Origin of the sequence: Roseivirga seohaensis, assembly GCF_001592945.1 — a bacterium.
GTDB lineage: Bacteria > Bacteroidota > Bacteroidia > Cytophagales > Cyclobacteriaceae > Roseivirga > Roseivirga seohaensis.
This window is the reverse complement of the sequence record NZ_LRPB01000049.1, coordinates 213,652-234,404: the sequence shown is the minus strand read 5'-3', so window position 1 is coordinate 234,404 and position 20,753 is coordinate 213,652. Positions and strand designations below refer to the sequence as shown.

Annotated in this window: 21 protein-coding genes; 1 reads left to right on the top strand and 20 read right to left on the bottom strand. The window is 42.2% G+C overall.

Annotation, left to right across the window (positions count from 1 at the left end; genetic code table 11):
• Window positions 1-6: 6 nt before the first annotated feature.
• The 5 genes from AWW67_RS18930 to AWW67_RS17835 all read right to left on the bottom strand — a co-directional run bounded on the left by AWW67_RS18930 (window position 7) and on the right by AWW67_RS17835 (window position 7,294).
• Window positions 7-432 carry a hypothetical protein gene (locus tag AWW67_RS18930; protein WP_141655501.1) on the bottom strand — a complete coding sequence of 142 codons (426 nt, stop codon included), beginning with the start codon at window positions 430-432 and terminating at the stop codon, window positions 7-9.
• Window positions 350-3,124 (bottom strand): MobF family relaxase, encoded by a 2,775-nt coding sequence (gene mobF, locus AWW67_RS17850; RefSeq protein ID WP_082794097.1) that lies wholly within the window; start codon window positions 3,122-3,124, stop codon window positions 350-352. The genes AWW67_RS18930 and mobF overlap by 83 nt, the downstream gene beginning before the upstream one ends.
• A gap of 139 nt (window positions 3,125-3,263) precedes the next feature.
• Window positions 3,264-3,977, bottom strand: coding sequence for a hypothetical protein (locus tag AWW67_RS17845; protein ID WP_062303486.1), 714 nt, complete (start codon window positions 3,975-3,977; stop codon window positions 3,264-3,266).
• 3 nt (window positions 3,978-3,980) lie between these two features.
• Complete coding sequence (locus AWW67_RS17840) at window positions 3,981-5,912, bottom strand: DUF2231 domain-containing protein (RefSeq protein WP_062303484.1); 1,932 nt, start codon at window positions 5,910-5,912, stop codon at window positions 3,981-3,983.
• A 98-nt stretch (window positions 5,913-6,010) separates the two neighbouring features.
• The gene (locus AWW67_RS17835) at window positions 6,011-7,294 is read right to left on the bottom strand and encodes a hypothetical protein (RefSeq protein WP_062303482.1); all 1,284 of its coding nucleotides are present in this window, start codon (window positions 7,292-7,294) and stop codon (window positions 6,011-6,013) included.
• A gap of 119 nt (window positions 7,295-7,413) precedes the next feature.
• On the opposite strand from AWW67_RS17835, the gene AWW67_RS17830 reads away from it, so the two are divergent.
• On the top strand, window positions 7,414-8,115 hold the full coding sequence (locus AWW67_RS17830) for a sigma-70 RNA polymerase sigma factor region 4 domain-containing protein (protein ID WP_062303480.1): 702 nt from the start codon (window positions 7,414-7,416) through the stop codon (window positions 8,113-8,115).
• Here the strand turns inward: AWW67_RS17830 and AWW67_RS17825 are convergent.
• The 15 genes from AWW67_RS17825 to traK form a co-directional block, all read right to left on the bottom strand.
• The gene (locus AWW67_RS17825; RefSeq protein WP_062303478.1) at window positions 8,112-8,423 is read right to left on the bottom strand and encodes a hypothetical protein; all 312 of its coding nucleotides are present in this window, start codon (window positions 8,421-8,423) and stop codon (window positions 8,112-8,114) included. The genes AWW67_RS17830 and AWW67_RS17825 overlap by 4 nt on opposite strands.
• A 133-nt stretch (window positions 8,424-8,556) precedes the next feature.
• Window positions 8,557-10,119 carry a type IV secretory system conjugative DNA transfer family protein gene (locus AWW67_RS17820; RefSeq protein WP_062303476.1) on the bottom strand — a complete coding sequence of 521 codons (1,563 nt, stop codon included), beginning with the start codon at window positions 10,117-10,119 and terminating at the stop codon, window positions 8,557-8,559.
• Between the two features lie 14 nt (window positions 10,120-10,133).
• Window positions 10,134-10,400 (bottom strand): hypothetical protein, encoded by a 267-nt coding sequence (locus AWW67_RS17815; RefSeq protein ID WP_062303475.1) that lies wholly within the window; start codon window positions 10,398-10,400, stop codon window positions 10,134-10,136.
• Complete coding sequence (locus tag AWW67_RS17810; RefSeq protein WP_062303473.1) at window positions 10,397-10,663, bottom strand: helix-turn-helix domain-containing protein; 267 nt, start codon at window positions 10,661-10,663, stop codon at window positions 10,397-10,399. Before AWW67_RS17810 ends, AWW67_RS17815 begins: the two co-directional genes overlap by 4 nt.
• A 91-nt stretch (window positions 10,664-10,754) precedes the next feature.
• Window positions 10,755-12,092: a phage integrase SAM-like domain-containing protein gene (locus AWW67_RS17805; RefSeq protein WP_062303472.1), complete on the bottom strand. Its 1,338-nt coding sequence runs from the start codon at window positions 12,090-12,092 to the stop codon at window positions 10,755-10,757.
• Between the two features lie 172 nt (window positions 12,093-12,264).
• On the bottom strand, window positions 12,265-13,836 hold the full coding sequence (locus tag AWW67_RS17800) for a recombinase family protein (RefSeq protein WP_062303470.1): 1,572 nt from the start codon (window positions 13,834-13,836) through the stop codon (window positions 12,265-12,267).
• Window positions 13,833-13,982 carry a hypothetical protein gene (locus AWW67_RS19120; protein ID WP_176700077.1) on the bottom strand — a complete coding sequence of 50 codons (150 nt, stop codon included), beginning with the start codon at window positions 13,980-13,982 and terminating at the stop codon, window positions 13,833-13,835. The genes AWW67_RS17800 and AWW67_RS19120 overlap by 4 nt, the downstream gene beginning before the upstream one ends.
• A gap of 172 nt (window positions 13,983-14,154) precedes the next feature.
• Entirely contained in the window at window positions 14,155-14,490 is a 336-nt protein-coding gene (locus tag AWW67_RS17795) for a hypothetical protein (protein ID WP_062303468.1), read from the bottom strand.
• Window positions 14,491-14,570: 80 nt separating this feature from the next.
• Window positions 14,571-14,972: a hypothetical protein gene (locus tag AWW67_RS18925; protein WP_141655500.1), complete on the bottom strand. Its 402-nt coding sequence runs from the start codon at window positions 14,970-14,972 to the stop codon at window positions 14,571-14,573.
• 59 nt (window positions 14,973-15,031) lie between these two features.
• Window positions 15,032-16,084 (bottom strand): DUF932 domain-containing protein, encoded by a 1,053-nt coding sequence (locus AWW67_RS17785; RefSeq protein ID WP_062303465.1) that lies wholly within the window; start codon window positions 16,082-16,084, stop codon window positions 15,032-15,034.
• Window positions 16,085-16,744: 660 nt separating this feature from the next.
• Window positions 16,745-17,632 (bottom strand): hypothetical protein, encoded by an 888-nt coding sequence (locus AWW67_RS17780; RefSeq protein ID WP_062303463.1) that lies wholly within the window; start codon window positions 17,630-17,632, stop codon window positions 16,745-16,747.
• Between the two features lie 5 nt (window positions 17,633-17,637).
• On the bottom strand, window positions 17,638-18,507 hold the full coding sequence (gene traN, locus AWW67_RS17775; protein ID WP_082794096.1) for a conjugative transposon protein TraN: 870 nt from the start codon (window positions 18,505-18,507) through the stop codon (window positions 17,638-17,640).
• A 28-nt stretch (window positions 18,508-18,535) separates the two neighbouring features.
• Entirely contained in the window at window positions 18,536-19,807 is a 1,272-nt protein-coding gene (traM, locus tag AWW67_RS17770; RefSeq protein ID WP_176700076.1) for a conjugative transposon protein TraM, read from the bottom strand.
• The gene (locus AWW67_RS17765; protein WP_141655499.1) at window positions 19,761-20,117 is read right to left on the bottom strand and encodes a hypothetical protein; all 357 of its coding nucleotides are present in this window, start codon (window positions 20,115-20,117) and stop codon (window positions 19,761-19,763) included. Before AWW67_RS17765 ends, traM begins: the two co-directional genes overlap by 47 nt.
• A gap of 2 nt (window positions 20,118-20,119) precedes the next feature.
• Window positions 20,120-20,737: a conjugative transposon protein TraK gene (gene traK / locus AWW67_RS17760; protein WP_062303455.1), complete on the bottom strand. Its 618-nt coding sequence runs from the start codon at window positions 20,735-20,737 to the stop codon at window positions 20,120-20,122.
• Window positions 20,738-20,753 lie beyond the last annotated feature (16 nt).

The following is a 20,753-nucleotide window of genomic DNA, read 5'->3' as shown; positions in this document are numbered from 1 at the left end:
TTGGGTTTATGGTTCAACATATTTTTCTATTGCTTTGCCTTCAACCGTAATGCTCTCAACAAAGGTTTCGGCATCTAAGGTATCTGTTCCAGAAGGGCTTTCTTTAATCCACTTGACGTGTTCCAATGATAGGGCTTCTTCCAAGGGGTCTAGATTTCTTCCTTGGATCGTTACCAGCAACTCATGCGCTTTAATGTATAGCTTTGAGCCGTCTACCAACATAATGATAGGTAGAAGGGAGTAGGGAAGGCTGATACGTTCGGAGGTGCGCAAATACAGCTTTAGTCTCTTAGGCGAACTTTCCTTAGCATGTACAGCATAGTATTCGTGTTCCTCTCCAATTAGGAAATCAGCTTCTGTCGATTCCTGATCCGTATGACCCTGCCTGAAGGCCGAGCTCAATGGTCGGTTGTTTTCTCTGGGTTCTTCCATTGTCTTGCTGTCTCTGGTTTAAATCCTGATAATGCGATATCTGTTTTTCTCTCATCAGCCTTTCCTGATGTCCTTTAGCCACTTCCTTGGCCGTCATACGATCCGCACTGCGCATTGCCGCACGTTTCATTTCTTCCTTATCGTGTGTGTATATTCTGGCTGAATGAATACCCCTTGAAACGGACACATAGAATTGCTGCTGATTAACGGCAGCTATCGATTTATCAGACATTTCGATATATATGTCCTGACAGTCCTTGCCCTGGCTGCTATGTGAGGTTTCTACATAGCCCTGCTTAAAATGCATGGCGTCTTTGGATAAGGTATTCCCATTGCTCAGCTTGATATCCCCGGTTCGGGTAAATCCTTTTACCTGATAATTCGAACCATTATTGACCTTTGTTTTCTCGATGGTCTTCAGGTTGTTGGTCAACCGGATTATGTCGCCTTTACTCAAAGCCGTCTGACGTTTTTCATAGAGCTCAAAATACTCTGGAGTCTCTACCGGCAAGCGGAACATTTTGTCCGACTTGGGCTCCCTAATCATGATATTTCCGTTCTTGTCTATGGTTTTGACCTCATAATGACTTCCGGCTTTTAGCCCCCCTATCTGGTTTTTTGAGAAGCGTACCAGATGCCCCAAATCATAGTTGACGGCATCTTTTTTCTGCGCTTCTGTAAGTGAAAGGCTTTTGAGAGTTTCAAAAAGCCTTTCCTTACCCTGTAAAATTTTTTCCTGTCTCAGGCGCGCTCGTACGACCTGTGCTATAGCGTCTCCTTCAGCATTGGTTGGACTGATGATCATTGCGCTCCTTTTCGCTTTGATTGACCTAGTATAGTCCTCAGCAATTGTTGCCAGGCGTTTGTCACGATCAGGGATTTGTTGAATGGCCCCCATTTTATCAAGAATGCGGTAGGCCTGATCTGTCTTACCTGTACTGAGCCTCTCAACTGCTTTTTTAAGATCAGTTTGTTTCTGACGGACTATTTTTTGTACCGTGGCAGTTTCTATTTTCGCTTTGGATTCAAGAATCCTTAAAGAGTCTCCATATTGACCAGGAGGACCATGCTGTCGAGTGTCACCACTTAATATCAGTCGCGCATTATATTTTTTAGCCAGAGCCAGAATTTCTGCCATATTCTTCACACCCAGAGTCCCTGCCTCATCCACCAGGAGGCAGCCATTGGTCAGTTTTTCTTTCTGCAATTGAGGATTGTTAAGCAGTGCTGCCACCGTATCTGCATCGAAACCTTTTTGACGCATTACCCCACGCGAAGCTTGTGCGCTCGTAGCTACCCCAAAGAAAGACATGCCTGTCTGTTCAACGGCTTGTTTGACCTGAACAAGAAGGCTGGTTTTACCGACCCCAGCATATCCGCGTAAAATATTCGTTTGACTCCTAGAATGGAGGATTTGATGGATGGCCGCCAATTGCTGGTCATTGAGGTAATCCACATCAGGAACATAGTTTGGATTCAAGGGTTTGAATTTCCCCTTGCCCTCCGAGGCCAGACTGATCATCCGGTTTTCTTCAAAAACCAATTCCTTGGTCGTTATATGGGACACCATATCGACATCATTTTTGAGAATATTTTCCCTACTGTTCAGTTCTGCAGAGACATCCTCGGGGAGCAATTGTCCATAACCTAATTTTAGGGCATGGGCGAGTACCATTTTTTCCTTTGCTGTCGAATTGCGTTGGAGATGGTGGGAAAGGGATAGGTCTACTGCCTCCTTCGCAGTAATTGTCCTGTTGGGCTTTTGTGACTTACCTTTAAGTGATCGAAGCTTTTCTAACTCTTCCTTTGAAAGCCTGTCCAACCAGATTTTATCTAGATCGAGGTCTTTTTCAGCTTTGGCCTTTGAGGCTCTTGAATAAGCGCCCAATTTGGCTTTTTCAACCGGGTCAGTGATATTTTGTTCTTTTGCGATTTTTTCAATCTGCGCTGTTCGGTTTGAAAAGCGATCAATAATTTCTCTGGATACTCCCTCGATTTCATAACGGTCTTTTGTCCTCCGAAGAGCATAGCCAGCCTTGACCAATTCTTTACTCAGGTGTGAATGATACACCTCTTCCACATATGGGGCTATCTCGTGTATTTTCCCCATTTCCAAAGCTTGAAACCTGTTTTTATGTGGATTCCAGGTGATATTGGGCACAATTGCATGGCTGTGTATTTGGCAATCCGGGATAAATTTTCTACCCTCTAATTCCACTTCCACAGGTCTCGAAGTAAAATGATCAAATACCATGAGCATGATATTGCCGGTGTGTTCATAGCCACGATTCCTCTGAGAATTGGCTTGCGTAATCGTGTTCTCTTCGACAAAACGTATTGCCTTTCGAACAGCAAGCTGATGCGCCTTTAGGATTGCGGGCTCCTGAGTTGCAAAATGCATGACTGAGACAGACTTGCTCGCTGAAAAGCAAAAGTCAAAAGCACTTTTTCGATTGGCGACATTTCTGGCGGTGAGAGTAATATCTCCTGGTACTCTGGGGTCAATGTTATAAGCGATTTTTCTAAACAGTTCCTTGGTAACTTGCGTACTATGGAGATTCAGCAGTTTTGAAGTCTCTCCCTCAAATAGAACCTTGATATCTTTGGTTATGAAATAGTCATTGTCTTTGGTTAGATCAGAACCTAGATATAGAAAAATGGCCTCTGCCATGAATGTAGTAATGCGAAGCATGGGTGGTCTTTAAATTTTAGTTGGAATTCAGGTGATAAAACCGAAGTCATTTGAGACACTTTTATCGTATTTTCAACTAGTAGCTTTATCTGAAACTGCGTTATGATTCAAGAATAAAATCCTATTCACATAATTTTATTCATATAGATGAAATCGACTTTTGGTGATCGATATCCGAATTTTTGTCGAATTCTGATGACCAAGAGCAAATGCCCACCATGATCATAAAAAAGCCGAAATAGGGATCATTCCAATATCTCCAACTAAGCACACCAATGACAAGAAAGAGTAGGGCCTCTATGTAGGCTACAGAGGACTCACTCACCTTAAGTTTGGTCTTTTCAAGTGTTATGTATAGAAAGCTTTCTCCAGAGCTGTTCAAGTCAATGTCCTTTACAAACCACAGCCTCACCAAATGGATGGCTCCGAAGAGCAAGGTGAGTGCCGAATAAGACAGCAATGCATACGACCTTGTACGTCCAATGAAAATGTCAAAAAGCTCACTATGGTCATACCAGATGGGCAGCAGGGCAAAGCTATATGGAACAAGTGGTTTCAGAATGATCGGGATGGCTCCACTTCCAATACATAACTGCATGAGTAGAATGAAGCAAAAGAAAATGAGGCCAAATTTCTGTGAACCAAAGTTGAACCTGGTGACAATGTAACCACTATAAGTGAATATGGCTCTGTTAAAGTTGATCCAGAGAGAAGCAACCTGATAAGGTGCTTCTCTCTTCCCAATACACAAATCCCTGATCAGGCTAGACTGCTTAAATCCCATGTAAAGTGCCTTGTCTCCATAACACCTGCCACGAGATTTATCTTCGAAATGAGTTTGTTCGGTTCTCATCTCTCAAAAGTTTGGCCTTAATGAGGTACTAGCTCCTGCATCCTTGAACCAGTCATAAAAGAACATGCGAGAATAGTATAACAGATCCTCACCGTTCCCATGAGTTGTATAGACCATGTAAATATCTATACCTGTTAAGTCTCCTAATGGACTGCTTTGCTTTTCAAACAATTCCCTGATTTTCTCAGCTTCATTTCTCAGTCGTTGAGGAGCTTCCTCATAAGCCGTAAAGGTGATACTACCTTCCTCCATGAAATCCGTGATAAGGATCATGGATTTATGACCTTTAACTTGCCTGAGCATTTCAAACTGGTTCAAAATGTTCCTGTAGATGATGGTTCTGCTTTTGGTGGGTTTAGCCTCGAAGTTTTGTTCAATGGCTTCCATCAATTTCAACTTGAACGATTCTATTTCCTTTTTTCGGCTCGGTCCGTTGGTTAATAAACGATGACTGCCTTTGCTCAAGGATACGGTTACTATTGTAGGCAATGAGCTATCACTGATGTGGCTTAGGTGAACATCCACACGAGAGCTGATTATTGGTTCCTCATCAAGGTTAAGTTTCTCGTTAACGATAAAATCGTAAACGCTTTTTGCGGTTGTCTGCCCCTCAGGAATTGATTCGGTCTCATCGGTGTTGATAAAAATTGAGATGTGATCATCATCATTATTATTATTATTATTATTATTATCATCTGAGATTATGCTACAACTTGATAGTGACGAAAAAGCGATAATCGTGATCAATGTCATTGCGGCATTTCGCCAAAAATTCTTGGCCTCGCTCGCTGGCTCAGAGTCATTGAACATATCATCACGAAATGTGGTGGAGGACAGTCCTTCTGAATGGAGTTGGGCAACATAGGCTAAGGCACTGTCTTTTAAGGTATCAACAAAATCTAAAGCCGTATCCAATCTAGCCTGCTCTGCTTCTAAGGCCAGGTAATAAGTCGAATAGTCTTGTTTGTTTTGAGTTACACGGCCTTGGACGGCTTCTTCAATTTGAGCCACTCCTTCTAAGTGAAGCTGTATAACCAAGTTTTTTTGCCCAAATATGAATGTTTCAAGTTGTGCTTCTTCTCGTTCGGTTTTAAGGAGTTCATCTACAATGTCAAAATGCTCTTTGTTCTTGAGGTAGGCTAACATGAGCATGATACTCGTAGCAAACAGTGCAATAAGGATTAGTCCTGGGAAAATATCTAACCCTTCACGAATACGGGCAATGTTGAGAATTGAAACTATGAAGCTGCCAATGCTCAACCATGCGATAGCCTTTCTTGTCTCAAACTCATGATAGGACTTTGCAGTCATCAAGGCTGAATATCCCAACATTAAAGATAGGCCAAAGGCAATCAATGCTCCGGTAATCTGCCAGTAGCCCATTGATTCGAATGTTGCAGTCGAAAAAATTACCTCCAGAATGTTTATAATGACTAGTGAAACAAAAATTGCTTTTGGCGTATCTACAATCATTCTTCTAAGAGCTCCATTAGAAACTCGTGCTTTCGCTCTCAGGAGAGTGATTTTAGTCCTGACTACGTTCAGTCGATCTTGGGCTGGAATTATGCTAGCGAGAACCTTAAAAATGCTTGCATAAACAGTCGGCATAATTCTTCTTTTCTCCTGCTCTCTCATTTCATCCAAACTGACCTGCTGCTCTTTAACGATTTCATCAAGTCTTGCATTGAAAATGGTGATCTTAGGGAAGAAGCTTTCCAGTTTCTTCTTTGTTGCGTTGGCGACACTCTTGACAATCTCTTGAAATTCAATGGTGTCGTGAATACCCCTAAGGCCTGATTCAAAGGCCTTTTCGGAAGTCTCCTTGAATTTCAGGAGCATTAATCTGTACTCTTTCTTGATGGCTCTTTCTCTTGCAGAGAAGAACTGGCCCAGAAAGCCGAGAATGTTCTTGAGGAATGATTTCAGCGTTTTCATAGATATAGTATTTAGAATTGAAGCACCGACCTCCTGGTCGGCATTCACTACTATATCCAGATGTGACTATTTTATTAGTTGGTCAACTAAACTTTTTACTAAAGAGAAAATGAGAACAAGTATTGTGTTGCCGATTTCATATATGATGGGATTTCTTTCAGTTCGATATCTTTAACGGCAAAATTTATTGGCCTATCTGGGTTGTCAAGTAACCCTTGCAACAATGACGGTAGGATTTTTCTATTCTCAACGAATACAATGGCAGGCATTTTCTTCAGTATTCTAAAATAGATTTCCATGTAAGCCCCAGAATTATGATTGAGTAAGGCTTCTGGAAGAACAGATATGAAATGTGTTGCTTTTATGAATTTCCTTGTTTCGAAGAAAACAAATCGATCATCTACGCGAATGTCATCAAAGGTTTTATACTTGGCGATTTCGCAAAAGATGTTATCACGAGTAAATCTAAAGTTGGAAATAAGCACTTCGATGATTTGATCAATTGTGAATTTTAGTTGATCAAACTGTTCACGTTTGGTGATGAAACCAATTGGACAGGATATAAAAATTTGATGAGTGTAATTTAAAAAACCACCCAATTCGTTTTGAATATTGATGTCGTAGTTATCTATGTTCCTTCTGGATTTTGATACATTCCTCGTCAAATAGTTAAAGGCCAAATAGGATTGGTTTTGTGGAATGCCTTTTTCATTGCTTATTGGATGGATATTCTCATATTCTATAACCCTAGGTTTTATCGCTTTATCGGATCGCACAAGCAGTTCCATTGTGGTAAAGGTTTCTTTCCTTCTAACCGCGGACGCTTCAAGAATTAGGAAATTCAAATTGTCGAAAAAATCGGAGTGCTTGACTTCAGGCAGTTTGGTGAAATAGTTTACGCGGAAATCAGGGTTGGTTCGAATGGAAATGGAGATAGTAAGATCAGGATTAATAACCATCTCTCCCTTATAATGGTAATCAATTGTCTCTCTAGTTACTTCAATATATTCCTCGCAGTTTTCATTCTTTTCATCACACCTCCTTTTCCTTTTTTTAAAGGTCCAGTTTGATTCATACATTCTTCTGCGCTTATTGAAACAGTAAGATTTCCAAGAATTACTTTCATCAAGAAGATGTTCTTCAAAGGCTAAAAGGAGGGGTCTTCGAGCTATAAATTGTTCATAAGTAACAAAGGATATTTTTTTGGCAATGTCATCAAGTGTACTTGAGGAAACCTGCTTTTTGCCAAAAATCTTGTGGTATGTAGTAAGCCCAAAACCTAGAGAAGTTGCGATATCCGCTTGCTTTTTTCTAGGGTATGCTTTGCTCAATTCCAATTCTAAGCAATTTATGTACTCTGTCAAATTCATGTCTGGTTCCATAATGGAAGTTACTAAATTTCAGAATGTGGTCATAATTTGTTTTAAGTGAAAGAAATATTCACATAAAAAACATTTTGTTTGTTATTAAGAACAAAATAGTTACTTTTAGATATTTCATTATGTCCATCGATTCAAAGCCATACGGAAGCCAAGGAGATCTCGATCGCCAGATTGAGATCCTCAAAGATATTATGCGTATGAAAAAGCCCTCGGATAAGAAATTCAGAGCGCTACTGATGAATATTGCTTTTAGGTATGGGTATGATACTCAAGATGGTAATGATTTATACATGGATGCTGTTTTAAAGCTTTCAGAGATATTATTGGTTGAAGCTATCCCTCTTTCGGCACCTCATGATGATGCATCAAAAAGTAATGAAGATAGAGTGAAGGGGTATTTGTTTAATGGGGTTAGGTATGGTGCAAGGAAACTGAAAAGAAGGGATTTGAGATTTACCCCACTGAGGAAGCAATATTATTTAGCTTCTTCAAATGAGGAGGGGATCAATTCCCCTCTATATCTGCATCCTGGCCTGAAGGATGTGCTAACTGAAAAGAGATATACTGTTTTGATGCTGAGATTGAAAGGCCAGAGCTATAAGGAAATTGCAGATGTTTTGAATACGACTATACGCAATGTCGGGGAATGCATCAACAAAGCCAAAAATGCTGCTAGGCCATTTTTGGCTGCCGTTCAATTGTTCGATTGGGCTGAATATATGAATGAGAAAATCGATTTTTCAGCCGTTTCTATAGAGTTGAAAATTGAAAAAGAAAAGTTGATTGAGTTCTTTACGATTTGGTCAAAATACCCACATTAACGTTCGGGGCCGAATAGTTCATCGGCTAGGGAATGGAAATCCAATGATTCTAAGCCTTTTTCCACATAGCTTCTATAGGAGCCTTTACCATGATTAATTTCATACTCCAAGGCTTTATCCAGATGGGTTTGTTGATAAGGGAATTTGGTTAGAATATCTTCTATTTTTTTACTGAACTCAGATGGACATGTTTTTGGCTCATTCTTCCAGCACAGGTCTTCAATATACTCCATAATCCCTTCTTGATAGAAGAGGTCGTCTTGATATGAATGTGTTTCCGAATTGAATTTATTCTCTATTTTTTCCATGCTACCTCACTAAAGTTTAAAAAATCACAGTTTCCAGAACAAGTCAAGTGCCATCGCAGAAAGCGACTGCAAAGATAGGAAAAACCTGTGACTTCGTCTTGATTTAGTGTTTTGACCTGTAATTTGTCCCAAATCAGTCACTTTGATCAAACTCAACAATGCCATAGTTCTGCACCTTATCATCGTAAATCCAACTTTTCCCGGGTTTGAAAACCACAGCATCTACTTTCAGCTTATTTGCTAGCCCTCCAGTTCTTAGAGTTGTAAAGTGATCAGGAAGTATCCTTGGCATGAGCTGTTGATTAAAGGCTTTGGTCTTTTTGCCTTCCGGACTCACTGTTAAATTTTCGAGCACTGAGAGATGTTGTCCAATCATATCAGAAGCCCATTGATTAGTATCTGAATCAGAGTTTGAAGCAAATATTTTTAAGTTGAGATTTCCCAAAAGGCTTTTTGTGCGTGCCTCGGGTTGTTTGTCACCCATTACAAAATAAATGTTGTTCAAATTCTGAGTTATGAATATCGAAGATACCCATGAACTTCTTGCTGTAAGTTGGAATAGGGTGTCGTTGGTAGGATTGCAGAAATTCTGATACTCGTCTATCCAGAGTGATATGGGCTTTAAGTCATCTTCTGTTGTGATATCCCTTCGCTCAAGAGCAGCTTGAAAGGCTGTCTTATAAAGCGTTGATGCATATATGGCCGATATGCCAAATTCCTTGATCGGGAAATCGATGATCACGATTTTTTTGTTCTTGATAATATTTGAAGGAACAAGTTCTTCGCTGACGCCTTCCGAGAATTGACTCTTTAAAATGCCTGGATTTAGAAATGGCTCTATTACACCCATTAGGGATTCCAGTACTATACTGCGTGGGCGTTCAGATAAGTTGGCAAACTCCTTAATCCAGAAATCAATAACCATATGTGCTTCGGATTGCTGTTCTTCTGTATCGAAGTTGGTTGTTTTGATTTTTTCAAAGAGCCTCAAAAACAAACTCCTTTTTCTCCATGCTTCGAGTTGGTCAATGGCTTCCTTTCTTTCTGTGGCTTCAATCTTTTCTTTGGTGAGGGAAATGTTTACTAAATGATTATAAAGTTTTACATCTTCAGAATTAAAAGACTCTGATAGAATGATACGCATTTTAAGAATGCTCAGAGTTTCACCGCCAAGCTTAAGAAATGAAGCAATTCTGGCTATCAATCGCCTGAGTGCGTTGTCCCAAAAACGATCCTCACTTCCACTAGCAGCCGATAAATGCACCTTATTTTGCTCATTCAGGTTCATCAGGGCATTGACGATGTTTAGGACATCACCAGCTCCTTCGCCTTCTCTATTCATCTCATATTCGAGCAAATTGAACTTTAGACCTGTGCTTTTGTTCATGATGACCAAATCATCAGTTCGGCCAGCTTTTTGGGCGTATTCCTCCCAGCGCTTTCGTTCATCATTTTTCGCGCATAGAATACAAAATCCAAACCCTTGCCTTAGCATGGCCATGGCAATATGTTTTCCAGGGCCACTCGACTTCCCGGAACCAGTCGATCCCATTATCAAAATCCCCTCTACACAATCACCCCAGGATATTTTGGTGTTTGTACCGGGCATTTTTATAAGTTCTTGGTCGAGTAGGGCCTCTATACGGTTTTCACCAGGTGCGGAATTGATCTTGCTCTCTCTGCGGAATAGACTCATTAGGTTGGGGGTGTTTAGTGGAGATCCGGGTCAATATCCAGGTTTTTATTTGGGCTTTTGGTAATCTCCTTTTTGGGAGGGATTGGCATATCTCTCAGCAGGCTTCTTTCCTTTTCGTACTCCCTGACTCTGTCGTTCCAACCGCGTGTATATTCAGAAGAGCCTTCTTTTGGAGTGTGCATTCCATCGAGTAAATGAGGCATATAGTTGCAGATCATGTCGGCATGGTTATAAGCCTTCTTGTAGAGTTCTGATACTTTATTTGGGGCTTCCTTTTTCAAAACGTTTCTTTGGCGTTATTCTCGATAAATTCTTCAATAGATAGTCGATCATAGAGAATGACTTTCTTGGATGGCTGGGAGTATCTGATTTTCCCCTCATCTCTATATGTCTGGAGGGTAGTAGACTTGATTTTGAGTAAGCTCATCGCTTCTTCACCATCTATCCATCGATCAGTTGGAACATTAAGTTTTTCACTTAGTCGCTCCACAACTTGCTCAATCAATTCGTAAAATGCTTGCTCTTCTAGGCAAATAACCTGCATGTTCTATTGTGTAATGATGATATTAAAGCTCAAGAATAGAGATATATTTTACAAGCTATACATGAAATTATCACTTCAACCATGCTCCAATTTATCCAATAACACTCTCTAGAGCATCGTCTGCAGGTTTGGTGATGAAGTTTGCCTGGTAACCTATGGTAGTCTTCAACTCCGTATGGCGGTAGAGTTTTTGCAGCATAAGAGGATGTACATTGTCACCTGCTATATTCCCGAAAGTGTGTCGAGCAATATGGTTGGATAGATTTTTATCTATGTCGCACATTGAAGCAATTTGTTTTAGGTAATCGTTGAGTAGGGAAGTTGCGTTTCTGACTTTAACAAAAACGTCAAATTCGTCTTTCAAATTTGCCTTATCCATGTGAGGGAATACAAATATTGTCTTCTTATTCTTTCTATCCTTGTAGCATTCGAGAATGGCCTTCGCTTTGTCTGGTACTTTTAAGGAAACCGGCTTTTCATTCTTATCCATTACATAGTATAAGCGCCCACTTTTAATATCAGACCACTTGAGTTTTACAACGTCTGAGACTCGAATACCTGCAAAATAATATGCAAACAACCATACGTTTCTAGTATGCCATATCTGCGTTTCTGGTTCTAAGTTCAAAGCCTCAATTCTTCTTACCTCTTCTTTGGTAAGCCCAATCTTCTGACTTGTTCCTAAACGTATTTTTTCCTTGTCTCCAGCAAATGGATAATATTTGGCCTCAACAATGCCTTCCGATATGGCATCATTGAACAAAGTTCTGATGAACATAAGGTGATTGGTGATGGAGCGGGTTTTCATTCCCAAATGAGAAGCACAGAAAATTTTAAATTGGTTGAGAAATGCCTCATTAATGTCTTCAAAAAACAAGTTCTGTTTCTTGCCTATGAGTTTGACTTCTTCCAGGAATGAATAGCCTGGCTGTCGGCCTTTAGATATTCTTTCTCGTTTGCGCTGAAGGATTTCCGCTTTTGCTGTCTCTAGAGATTGAGATTTTTTGAGATTTGTAAACTCTTCAATATTACAAAGCAATGATCTTTCAGATTTGGCAACCGAGAAAACACCACTTAGAAACTTACCTTCGATCCGATCTGCAGCAAATTTGAAGAATGAATTCGTTCGACTTTTCTTCTTAATTTTTTTCTTAACCTCCCGGCTTGAAACATCCTTGTTTAGTGTCTCGGATTCAAGCATGCTGTCATTCACTTCACTTAATCTCTTTAAGAGCAGGTTGTTCAGACGAGCCGAGTTAGGGTATGACTTTCGGACATTGGAAAGTTCTGGGTTCCAGTCTTTCTCATGAATGAAGTATCCAGTATGGATGTACTGAGTCTTTCTGTCTTTGGTTATACGAATTGCCAGAGAACAAGTGCCATCTTTCTTTTGTCTATATTTCCAGAGAACAAGCTTAGTTGATGCCATTTGAAGTGATTTTCAATACCCTAAGATACGAAATGCGATTCGATTTTTGTAAAAACATAGTAAAAACATTTGCTGTTTTTACTCGAATTATTCGGTTCAATCTGAGACTTAAATGGCCATTATTTACTCATATTAGCCTTTTTGAACCAGATGAAACCGATAATGTTAAAGCTCATAACCCAAAGGTCACAGGTTCGAGTCCTGTTCCCGCTACTACACCGAACTGCCGTGCAAAACTTGATTTTGCACGGCTTTTCTTTTTTATAACCTCTTGATTTACAGTATATATATAAGAAGCAACGGTGTTCACCCTGTGGGTTCGATAGCACTTTCCATCATAGGTCAAGTTTTCAGGCCATATTGAACCTATTATGATACGTTTCTCTTTGACAGGGGCATTGGTGTAGAGCATATCCAAGTTGGAAAGGCTGCTCAAAGCTTTGTCCAATGTGGCATTAATGTTTGGCCTTTGCTCATTTGAGGCTATTACTGTGGCTTCAAGCCTTCTTATTTTTTCCTGACAGTCTGTTTTGACCGCCTGAAAATCATCACTGTCAATGACATCTGCAATAAGCAGGTTACGTGTCTTGGTGAGCTTTTGATTTAGCCTTTCTATTTCCCCAATGGCCTTTTTCTTTGATTCCCGATGGTTTGAGGTAGCGTCCAGATATACTTCTTTGACCAGCTTTCGATACACCTCTTCCATTCCATCCTTCAGCCTGAATTTCCCCAGTTCTTTTTCAAACAGGGCGTTGGCCTCTGCCGCCTTGTAGCGGATGCCACAGGAGGATATACAATGATAGTAATAGTAATAGCGCTTTAACCTGCTGCGGGAAGCACTGCCCGTTAACATGCGGTCACACTTGGGGCATTTTAAAAACCCCCTTAAAGGCAGCATTTCATCGGAGGTGATTTTTGCTCCTGTGCGCAATTTCTTTTTTCTATCATTCAATACTTGCTGTACCGTATAAAACAATTGTTCGGAAATCAAGGCTTCGTGCTGTCCTTCCACAAGGTGGGCTTCTTCGTCTTTGTACTGCTCTACTTTAATTTTACCACAATAAACAGGGTTGCGGATTACTGTCCAAAAGTTGGACTTGCTGCATCTGAGCCCTTTTTGATTGGCCATCTTTCGTATTTCATCTGCTGCAAACCTGTCTTTTGCCAGCTCTTCAAAAGCCCATATCAGCACGGACGCCTGTGGCTGGTCAAAGGCAATGATTTTGTTGCCTACTTTGTCACGGGTATTTTTATACCCTACTGGTGCTACGCCCATATAGCGGCCTTCCTTTCTTGCCCTGCGCATGCCAAAGTATGTGTTGAGGGCACGCCTGTCGTTCTCCACTTCTGGGGCTGCCAAATAGAAGGCCAACATCATTTTATTTTCGGGTATGGCAAGGTCAAGGGGCTGCTCGATGGCCTGTGGTTCTACACCAAGCTTGCGCAAAACTCCAATCATTTGATAGGCATCTCCCGCATTACGGCTGAAACGGTCCCACTTGGTAAACAGTATAAGGTTTGCCTTGCTGTGTTTGGCCTTTGCCGTGCGCAAGTTAATCAGCAGTTTTTTCCACTCAGGGCGTTCAAAGGTTTTGGCCGAATGGTCTTCAAAGATCAGGTTGCGCACCTGAATATTGTGAATGCCGCAATACTTCAACAGCATTTCTTCCTGATTTCTTTGGGAGTACCCTTTTTCTGCTTGTTCGTCTGTACTTACACGTATGTAAAGGTCTGCTATCTTCATTTTTTCAAAGCTTGATCTATAGCTAAAATAGCGAATTTCCGCATGAAATCCAGTATGTTTGCGGCTTCATTAAGTGAAATATCGCAGTTGTTTTTGCTCATAATTTCTACGACATCCTTCGGTTTAACCCTTCCTGCTTTCTTCATTCCTTGACCTTTACCAAGGGGTAAAAGTCAAGGTTGTTCCTAGAAATTATTCACCCTGCATACCCAAGGTGGGTGAAATAATTATATAGTTGAGCTCTTGGCGATCGGCTGTACACCCTATTTTATTCACGCCTTTTAGGCCAAAAAGAATCCGTTTTCAAAGGCCTTAATTTTAGGTATATCGAGGTTCGGGCAGTTCGCTTTGGAGTACGCTGAGCAGTACAATCTTGTCGGGCATGGAAAGGGTTGTAATTTCTCCGAAGGCTGCATACTCCTCGATCAGTTCGAGTTGTATAAAAAGACCATCTGTGGTAACCTGTAGAGATTCCAATAGTGGATGGCCGTTGAGGATTGGCTCGTGAGCGCCCAAACATACCCCGTAATGGGCTACGTCCCTTTCTATACTGTTCGCACCGCCCAAAAGGGCTTGTGCGGTATGGTTTATACATGCTTCGAGTTCCCTGTTCAGGCTATCCCAATGGTTCTGAAAGTATGTTGCTGTTCTCATAATCGTATATTTTTATGGTAATCCGTACCGTTTTTGAAAACAGGGCAGCCAGCTTGGGACTGTCCTGCCCATTGTTTTATTTATTTCCCTTTTTCTTCACTGGACTGATAGACAAAAAGCAGTTGCACGGCCTGTTTAAACTTGGGGTCTGTGCTTTCCCTGACATGGGTAAACTGGTACAGGCAATGGCTCATAAAGCAAGCGTTCAGCCCATCAAAAAGCTGGTCTGCAAACAACCGTGGGGATTTGTGCAGTTTCTTGCCATACCGCTGTATGGTGTGGGCGGTATGACGGGCAAACCCTATCCACAGCTCAAGGGATATAAAGGAGTTGTCCCATGTTTTTGCCAATTGCTCTTTTCGCTCTAAGGTGGTAATCCCCAAGTCTTCGGCAAACTCCAAAAAGCGTGGCATTTGACTAGGGAACAATTGGTGTAAAAGGTGAGCGCGTGTTACGTTATCCAGTTCTTGAAGGGGTTTCATAATGTGTTTTTTTAATAGTGGTTTATATAGGGGGCGGTTAAATCCCGCCCCCTTTTTGATTAATTGAGAAAAAGGGCTTGCTTACCGCTATGGGCAAACTCGTTGCAGATAGAAAAAGCGGACTGCGCCCGTAGTTTGCCCGTACCACTCATAATTGAGGTGTACTTGGCTTCCTGATCTTTGAAGCTGCGCACGTTCTGAAAATAGCCTGTAACGGTATTGTACGCCCCAAACAAAGTGCCTTTGGTAGTGGCCAGTTGTTGGGTTTCATTGGACATGGCATAGGTAAAAGCTGCGTTTACCATGTTGTTAAAACAGGTAGAGAGTTCTTCTTCCTCACCTTTTTGCAGGTGTGCGAGGGTTTCCCGATTGGGTGCCAAAGCCATTTGTATCAAGCGTTTTACCTCCTTGTCGGTAATGCGCACAGAAGTCCAGTTGTTGAACAGGCCTTCGAGTTCATCGGCCAAAGCATTGGAGATGCCCATAAGTTTATGGGCTTGCTTGAGCCGTTCGGATGCACTGGCGGTGTGCCTGATCTTAACGCAATTGGTATGGTTTTTCAGTGCTGCATTAAGGGTATTGTTGCAGACGATGCGCACGGGGGTAAAGGCTGCGGTTATGCTGCCCATTCCATCGTGGGAGGTGGTCAGAAAGATGTATTTCTCTACCAAATCATCATCGCCCACACGGATATAGCCGGGCAGTTTGGCGGTAATAAAGATACGTTCGCCCTTGCCCAACGCCCCTGCTGTTTCGTACAGGATTCCTTCCCCGTCAACTATGGTGTCAAAGAAGCTGAACGCCTCACGGTTCTGCACTACTTGGTAGCTTTCGCCCACTACGCCCAATACTTCGTGATTATCGGTACGCACGGTGGCATAGTGGTCTGGTACTACAAGTTCAGGAATACTTATATCGTCTTCGGGTGCTTCGCTGCCCACAGTAAAGAGCGGTTGTTTAATGACTTCATAGTCCAAGCCTGCAAAGCGCATGGCCTGTTCACTGGTTGGGTAATCGCTGACGATTTGCCCCAACCCGTGCCATGCTTTTTGTTGTACACTAAAAAAACTGTGCTTTCCAGTGTTTTCATTAAAATGGATGTTGTGTCCCATAATTTTTAAGTTTTAAATGTTTACACTTCTTACCGATTGCCCTAGTTTCCTTTAGCTACAAAGCCTCACTCATCAAAAACACTGTTTTTTTAAAAGAAAAAACGGCAAAAAAGAAAGCGATAAAGGAGGGGCTGGGATTGGGACAAAAGGAAACGGCTTAAAGGATGGGAGGCGCGCAGGGCATGTGTTTATGACGTCCCTTTTGGACTCCCTTTACAAAGGTTGAGGAAAGCAGCCACTATCTTAGCTGCGCTTTTATGCCGTTCTTTTAAAAAACTAAACCTCTTCAAGGATTGGCATTTTATGGGGTCAAACAGGTCGGCATTTTAACAACAAAGGTTCAATGGAGATTTTAAATAGGACAGGCTTGGCCTTGCGTTAGGGATAGCAGCGGTTACCCCGCAGCCGCCATCGGTGGTGAGGAGTAAAAGCGTATAGCCCGGCTCCGGCCTTGGACGGGGAAACGACCGAAAGGAAAACCTGATTTGGGAAGAAGTGAATTTGATAGACTTGCTTTAAAAGGAGCAGAATCTAAAAATTACCCCGACCTTATTGCGTTTTAATCATTTTTCATAACAACCAAAGCGGAAATCTATAAAGCAAAAAGCCACTTCCATTGTAAAACAGAAGTGGCTTACTTTTAGAAAGAGCTAAAATCATTTACACTTTAGCTCCTTTTCCCCTTGTTCTTTTTTGAGGGGTTTGTCCACGGGGCTTCGCGGCATTCTTTTGGGCTGCCGTTTGCCTTTTTCCTGACGGCTCTTTCTTTTCAGTTGCTTTTTGCCCTTTACGCTGGCCGCTGCTTTCCTTTTTGTCCTGTGCCTCTTGCTTGGCTTGTTTCTGGTCTTGTGTCACATCAGGGACTTCTTTTTCTTTCAAACCTTTGAGCCGGGCAATGTCTTCTTTGCCCAAACGCTGCATCGTATCATTATACAACCCAAAGCCTTTGTATTTAGGGTTGGCCTGTAAAAACAACTTCTGGTTTTCATCGCCATCCACTACCCTTACGGTATGCAAATTTCCTTTTTTAAGAGAGTAGATCAATTTATCGCGCTGCTCGGTATTTTTAAGCTCCGCCAATGGGAGTTTCGCGAGTGCCTTTTCCATGTCGTAGCCATATTTTTCGTGGTAGGAGTTTAAGGTATACCGTCCGTTGTCATCGGTATTTTTAAAATCTAGTTCCAGCCATGCGTTGTACATCTTGCCCTCTTTGTCAAACAGGTTTTTGTTTACAGCCCGTCCCTGCAAGAGGTTGAATGCTTCTTTGGCGGAGATGTTCTGGTTTTTGTAAAAGGTATGCTCCTTTTGTTTTCCGTTGGCATCTTCCATCTTCACATCGTACTTATTGAAATAATAGGTATCGTTGTCATCGGACTTTCGGAAATACAGCTTAAAATCCAGCGAATGAGTTGTGATTTCCATATCCTTGGTAAGCTGAAACTCCTCTACCCCCTGACTGATCTGACGTTCGAGGGCAGTGTTTAAATCCTGTCCAAAACCGGCATACATCAGTTGTTTTTCTAAGTTTTCTAAATTTTCAGTATTCATAATGTTTATCTTTTAATATTAGTATTCAGCCACGGACGTGCCTTTAAAATGTCTTTTCCCTTTATGCGCAGGGTCAGGTGACGGTCTCCGCTCTTTTCGAGAATTTGCACGACAAATTCCTTTTTATCGGCAATGGTGAATTGCTCAAAGGCAACTACCAATGTATTGGAGTGCTGCCCGCTCACACCCTCACCCGATTCAAACCAGTTGAGCAAAGGCATTTTTTCCTCTTGGCGTTCCGCTGTACGCTTGGCCAGCTTTCGGTCTTTTACCGTGTAGCGAAGCTGATCAATACGGTAGTCAATACGAGAGGTATTGGAAAGACCAAACTGGAAAAACAAAATATCCTCGACAATGTAGACACCCTGCAAGTGCAGCTTCATGTGGTAGTCCCTTTCTTTTTTTCGTAAAAAAGGTTTCAAGGGGGCTATCTTTTGGGCATAGGCATTGACCTGATCCGGGTTAAGGCTAAGATCTTTAAAGAGCGCCATTTCTTTTTCTCTTGCCAATTGTTTGCCCATATCAATGGTAAGTTCCGAGGGGTCTTCGCAGTAGCTCACCTTAAAATGATACAGTTGCCCGTCTGCGGTAATCACGTTTAAATTACTGGCCGTAAACTCGCGCATGCCCGCTTTGAGTTTAAGTATGTTGGAAGCTTTCTTATCCTTTTGGGCAAGGATGTGTTTGGTGCCCCGGTCTGCACTTTCCACTGCTGTAGGAAATACGAGCAGCGTTGTTTTGTCCCAGCTGATCTCGATCGGGTAGCCGTGGACAAAAGCTTCTTCAAAGAGTGCTTTTTCAGTGGTTTGTGCATTGCCCTTTTGAAAGAACATGGTGCACAGGATTAGCGTTAGCAAAAAGATATTTCGTTTCATAATAGAAAGGTTTATATGATTATTGATTTTAATTGTTTTTGTCCACCAACAGGACTGGGTGTCCGGCCTTTACGGTGACGCGGATGAGTTTGACTTTTTTATTGAAAAAGCTTTTAGCGGTTTCTATACCCGCAGAAGCGGCCTGCATTTCAAGAGAAGGATCAAGGGACATCATTTGCATGCCCTGCACCGCTGCGCCTGTCCCATCTTTGGCAACTTTGCGTGCGATTGCTCCTGGGATGCGGATGCCTGGCAGAGCATCCAGACTATGGACTTCCAATCTTACAGGGAGGATGCGGTCTTCATGCCGTATGCTTTCTATTGTAACCCGAAGGCGTTCCCCCTCTACAATGCACTGTCCAAAAACCAGACTACCTTCGGGTATTAGGCTACCGTTGATAAAGACTTCTTGCTGGAGCCTCATTTTTATGGTTGCTCCCGATACCAGCGTCTGGGTTTCATGCACTACGGCTTTGATCGCGGGCTTAGTTTTTACCCCTATGCCGTAGGTAGTATTGGCGCCATCTTCCAGTGTGTAAAAACCATTGGTTTCTGTTGGCAAGTATCCCTCTACAATGGGCATATCGTCAGTTGGGTAAGGTTCGACTGAAAATATCGTTCCCCGCTGTTTTTCGTATTGTTCGGCAAGCCGCTGACGCACCCTTCCCGGGTGTTGTACGTCCAGTAATTTTTCCAGCATAGCTTCAATCTGCTGCATCTCCGGATCTTCTGCCATGGGCTCGTTCATTTGCTGCATCATGGCTTCCAGTTGCTTGATGTCTTGACCAAGCTCCGTATCCGTAATTTGGGCTTGGCTGGACGGCTCTGATTTAGAAGGTGTTTGTATGCTGTCCGGGCGGCCAATGATGGCGTTAAGTTTGGAAAGCTTCTCCTCTACCTCTTTTTCAACTTCTACGGATGTTTTTTCATCTGACTCTTGCAGGCCTGTAGGTTTTGTAAGTAAGGTGTTGGCATTACTCTTGTCAAAAATTTCATCCATATCCACATAGGGATCACTGCGCAGGGCTTCTTGTTTGCTGATGGAGTCCCTATCGGCTTTTTTATACAGGTCCATTTTATCCAAGGCTTCTTCCTCCAAAGCAGGTTCAGGTAAATTGGTGTTCAGGCCATCCTGTAATTTCAGGGCATTGCTGTCCGCAATGCCTCCGCTCAGTGCCCAGTATATCAGTAAAATAAAGGGCAGGGTCAGGAAAGGCAGGGCTATTAGCAACCTGCGCAATCTTCGTTTTTTGTCATTTTTTTGTGTCTTCATCATATTGCTTGTTTTGGGGTTTTTCATTTGTTTTTTTAAGTGAAAGGGTGTCGGGTTGCAGCCCATCTATATCGGGGAGTATAGGTGGACTGGTTATGATTTGAGGGTCTCTATCCAAAGCCTTTGCAGGGGTATTATAGAGTCCATTGTAAAGGGGAATAAAACAGGCACTGGCACCTAAAAGGCAAAACAGGAACAGCCCTCGCTTTTTCTGTTTGATGCTGAGCCTTTTTTCCCAGCCCTGAAGCACGTTTGCCAGTTTTCGTTGCCAGCTAAGGATGCGTCCTGCCAGAAGGGCTGCGGCCTTGTCATTCCAGTGGCTTACCATTTTTTTCATGGTCATCTTATTTTTACCGTTATGTCTTCGTTTTCCAAGGTCTTCCACTTCTCGATCAAGAAGCCGTGCGGGTTGTTGTCCGAGCGCATTACCTCGCGCAGATACCCTTGGGTGACCAGCCTGCGAGTGACGATACTTGTGGAGCGCACAATTTTCTGACTGCCGTAGTAGCGGAAGTAAAAGGGGTAGTTATCGGTCTGAATGTGGATGCTGTCCATCAGAATTTCCTGGCTCATGTTCCCTGAAACCAGACGGGTGTAATACCCGCTTTCCCGCAAGTTGTCGTAAGCATTTTTGGCCGATCCATCGGCCAGATAAAGGGCTTTGGTTACCCTTGTTTTGATCAGCTCCTCATCGGGGCTCAAGGTCATAAAATAGTGATGAAACATCTTTATATGATCTCTGGCCTCCACCGGGATGTTGTCCTTTCGTTCAGCAGAAAATGCTTCCAATGCTTTTCCGCTTGCCAGTATGTAGATGCGTTCTTGCATACGGTGCACCATTTGAAAGCTCTTATAAATAGAAAAGCAACTTATAAGGGCTGCCGCCAGTACAACCACCAAGGTGAAAAGGCGCAGGTGCTTAAAGGCAGTATCAATATTGAGAAGTTGTTTAAACATAGTTGTATTGGAAAAA

Coding starts and splice junctions, on each gene's coding strand:
- AWW67_RS17835 (WP_062303482.1), bottom strand. CDS start 7,294: ATGGAACCAGACATGAATTTGACAGAGTACATAAATTGCTTAGAATTG.
- AWW67_RS17830 (WP_062303480.1), top strand. CDS start 7,414: ATGTCCATCGATTCAAAGCCATACGGAAGCCAAGGAGATCTCGATCGC.
- AWW67_RS17800 (WP_062303470.1), bottom strand. CDS start 13,836: ATGAAGATAGCAGACCTTTACATACGTGTAAGTACAGACGAACAAGCA.
- AWW67_RS17845 (WP_062303486.1), bottom strand. CDS start 3,977: ATGAGAACCGAACAAACTCATTTCGAAGATAAATCTCGTGGCAGGTGT.
- AWW67_RS17765 (WP_141655499.1), bottom strand. CDS start 20,117: ATGAAAAAAATGGTAAGCCACTGGAATGACAAGGCCGCAGCCCTTCTG.
- mobF (WP_082794097.1), bottom strand. CDS start 3,124: ATGCTTCGCATTACTACATTCATGGCAGAGGCCATTTTTCTATATCTA.
- traK (WP_062303455.1), bottom strand. CDS start 20,737: ATGTTTAAACAACTTCTCAATATTGATACTGCCTTTAAGCACCTGCGC.
- AWW67_RS17805 (WP_062303472.1), bottom strand. CDS start 12,092: ATGGCATCAACTAAGCTTGTTCTCTGGAAATATAGACAAAAGAAAGAT.
- AWW67_RS17840 (WP_062303484.1), bottom strand. CDS start 5,912: ATGAAAACGCTGAAATCATTCCTCAAGAACATTCTCGGCTTTCTGGGC.
- AWW67_RS17785 (WP_062303465.1), bottom strand. CDS start 16,084: ATGGGACACAACATCCATTTTAATGAAAACACTGGAAAGCACAGTTTT.
- AWW67_RS17795 (WP_062303468.1), bottom strand. CDS start 14,490: ATGAGAACAGCAACATACTTTCAGAACCATTGGGATAGCCTGAACAGG.
- AWW67_RS18925 (WP_141655500.1), bottom strand. CDS start 14,972: ATGAAACCCCTTCAAGAACTGGATAACGTAACACGCGCTCACCTTTTA.
- AWW67_RS17820 (WP_062303476.1), bottom strand. CDS start 10,119: ATGAGTCTATTCCGCAGAGAGAGCAAGATCAATTCCGCACCTGGTGAA.
- AWW67_RS19120 (WP_176700077.1), bottom strand. CDS start 13,982: ATGAAGAAAGCAGGAAGGGTTAAACCGAAGGATGTCGTAGAAATTATG.
- traM (WP_176700076.1), bottom strand. CDS start 19,807: ATGAAAAACCCCAAAACAAGCAATATGATGAAGACACAAAAAAATGAC.
- AWW67_RS18930 (WP_141655501.1), bottom strand. CDS start 432: ATGGAAGAACCCAGAGAAAACAACCGACCATTGAGCTCGGCCTTCAGG.
- AWW67_RS17810 (WP_062303473.1), bottom strand. CDS start 10,663: ATGCAGGTTATTTGCCTAGAAGAGCAAGCATTTTACGAATTGATTGAG.
- traN (WP_082794096.1), bottom strand. CDS start 18,507: ATGAAACGAAATATCTTTTTGCTAACGCTAATCCTGTGCACCATGTTC.
- AWW67_RS17780 (WP_062303463.1), bottom strand. CDS start 17,632: ATGAATACTGAAAATTTAGAAAACTTAGAAAAACAACTGATGTATGCC.
- AWW67_RS17825 (WP_062303478.1), bottom strand. CDS start 8,423: ATGGAAAAAATAGAGAATAAATTCAATTCGGAAACACATTCATATCAA.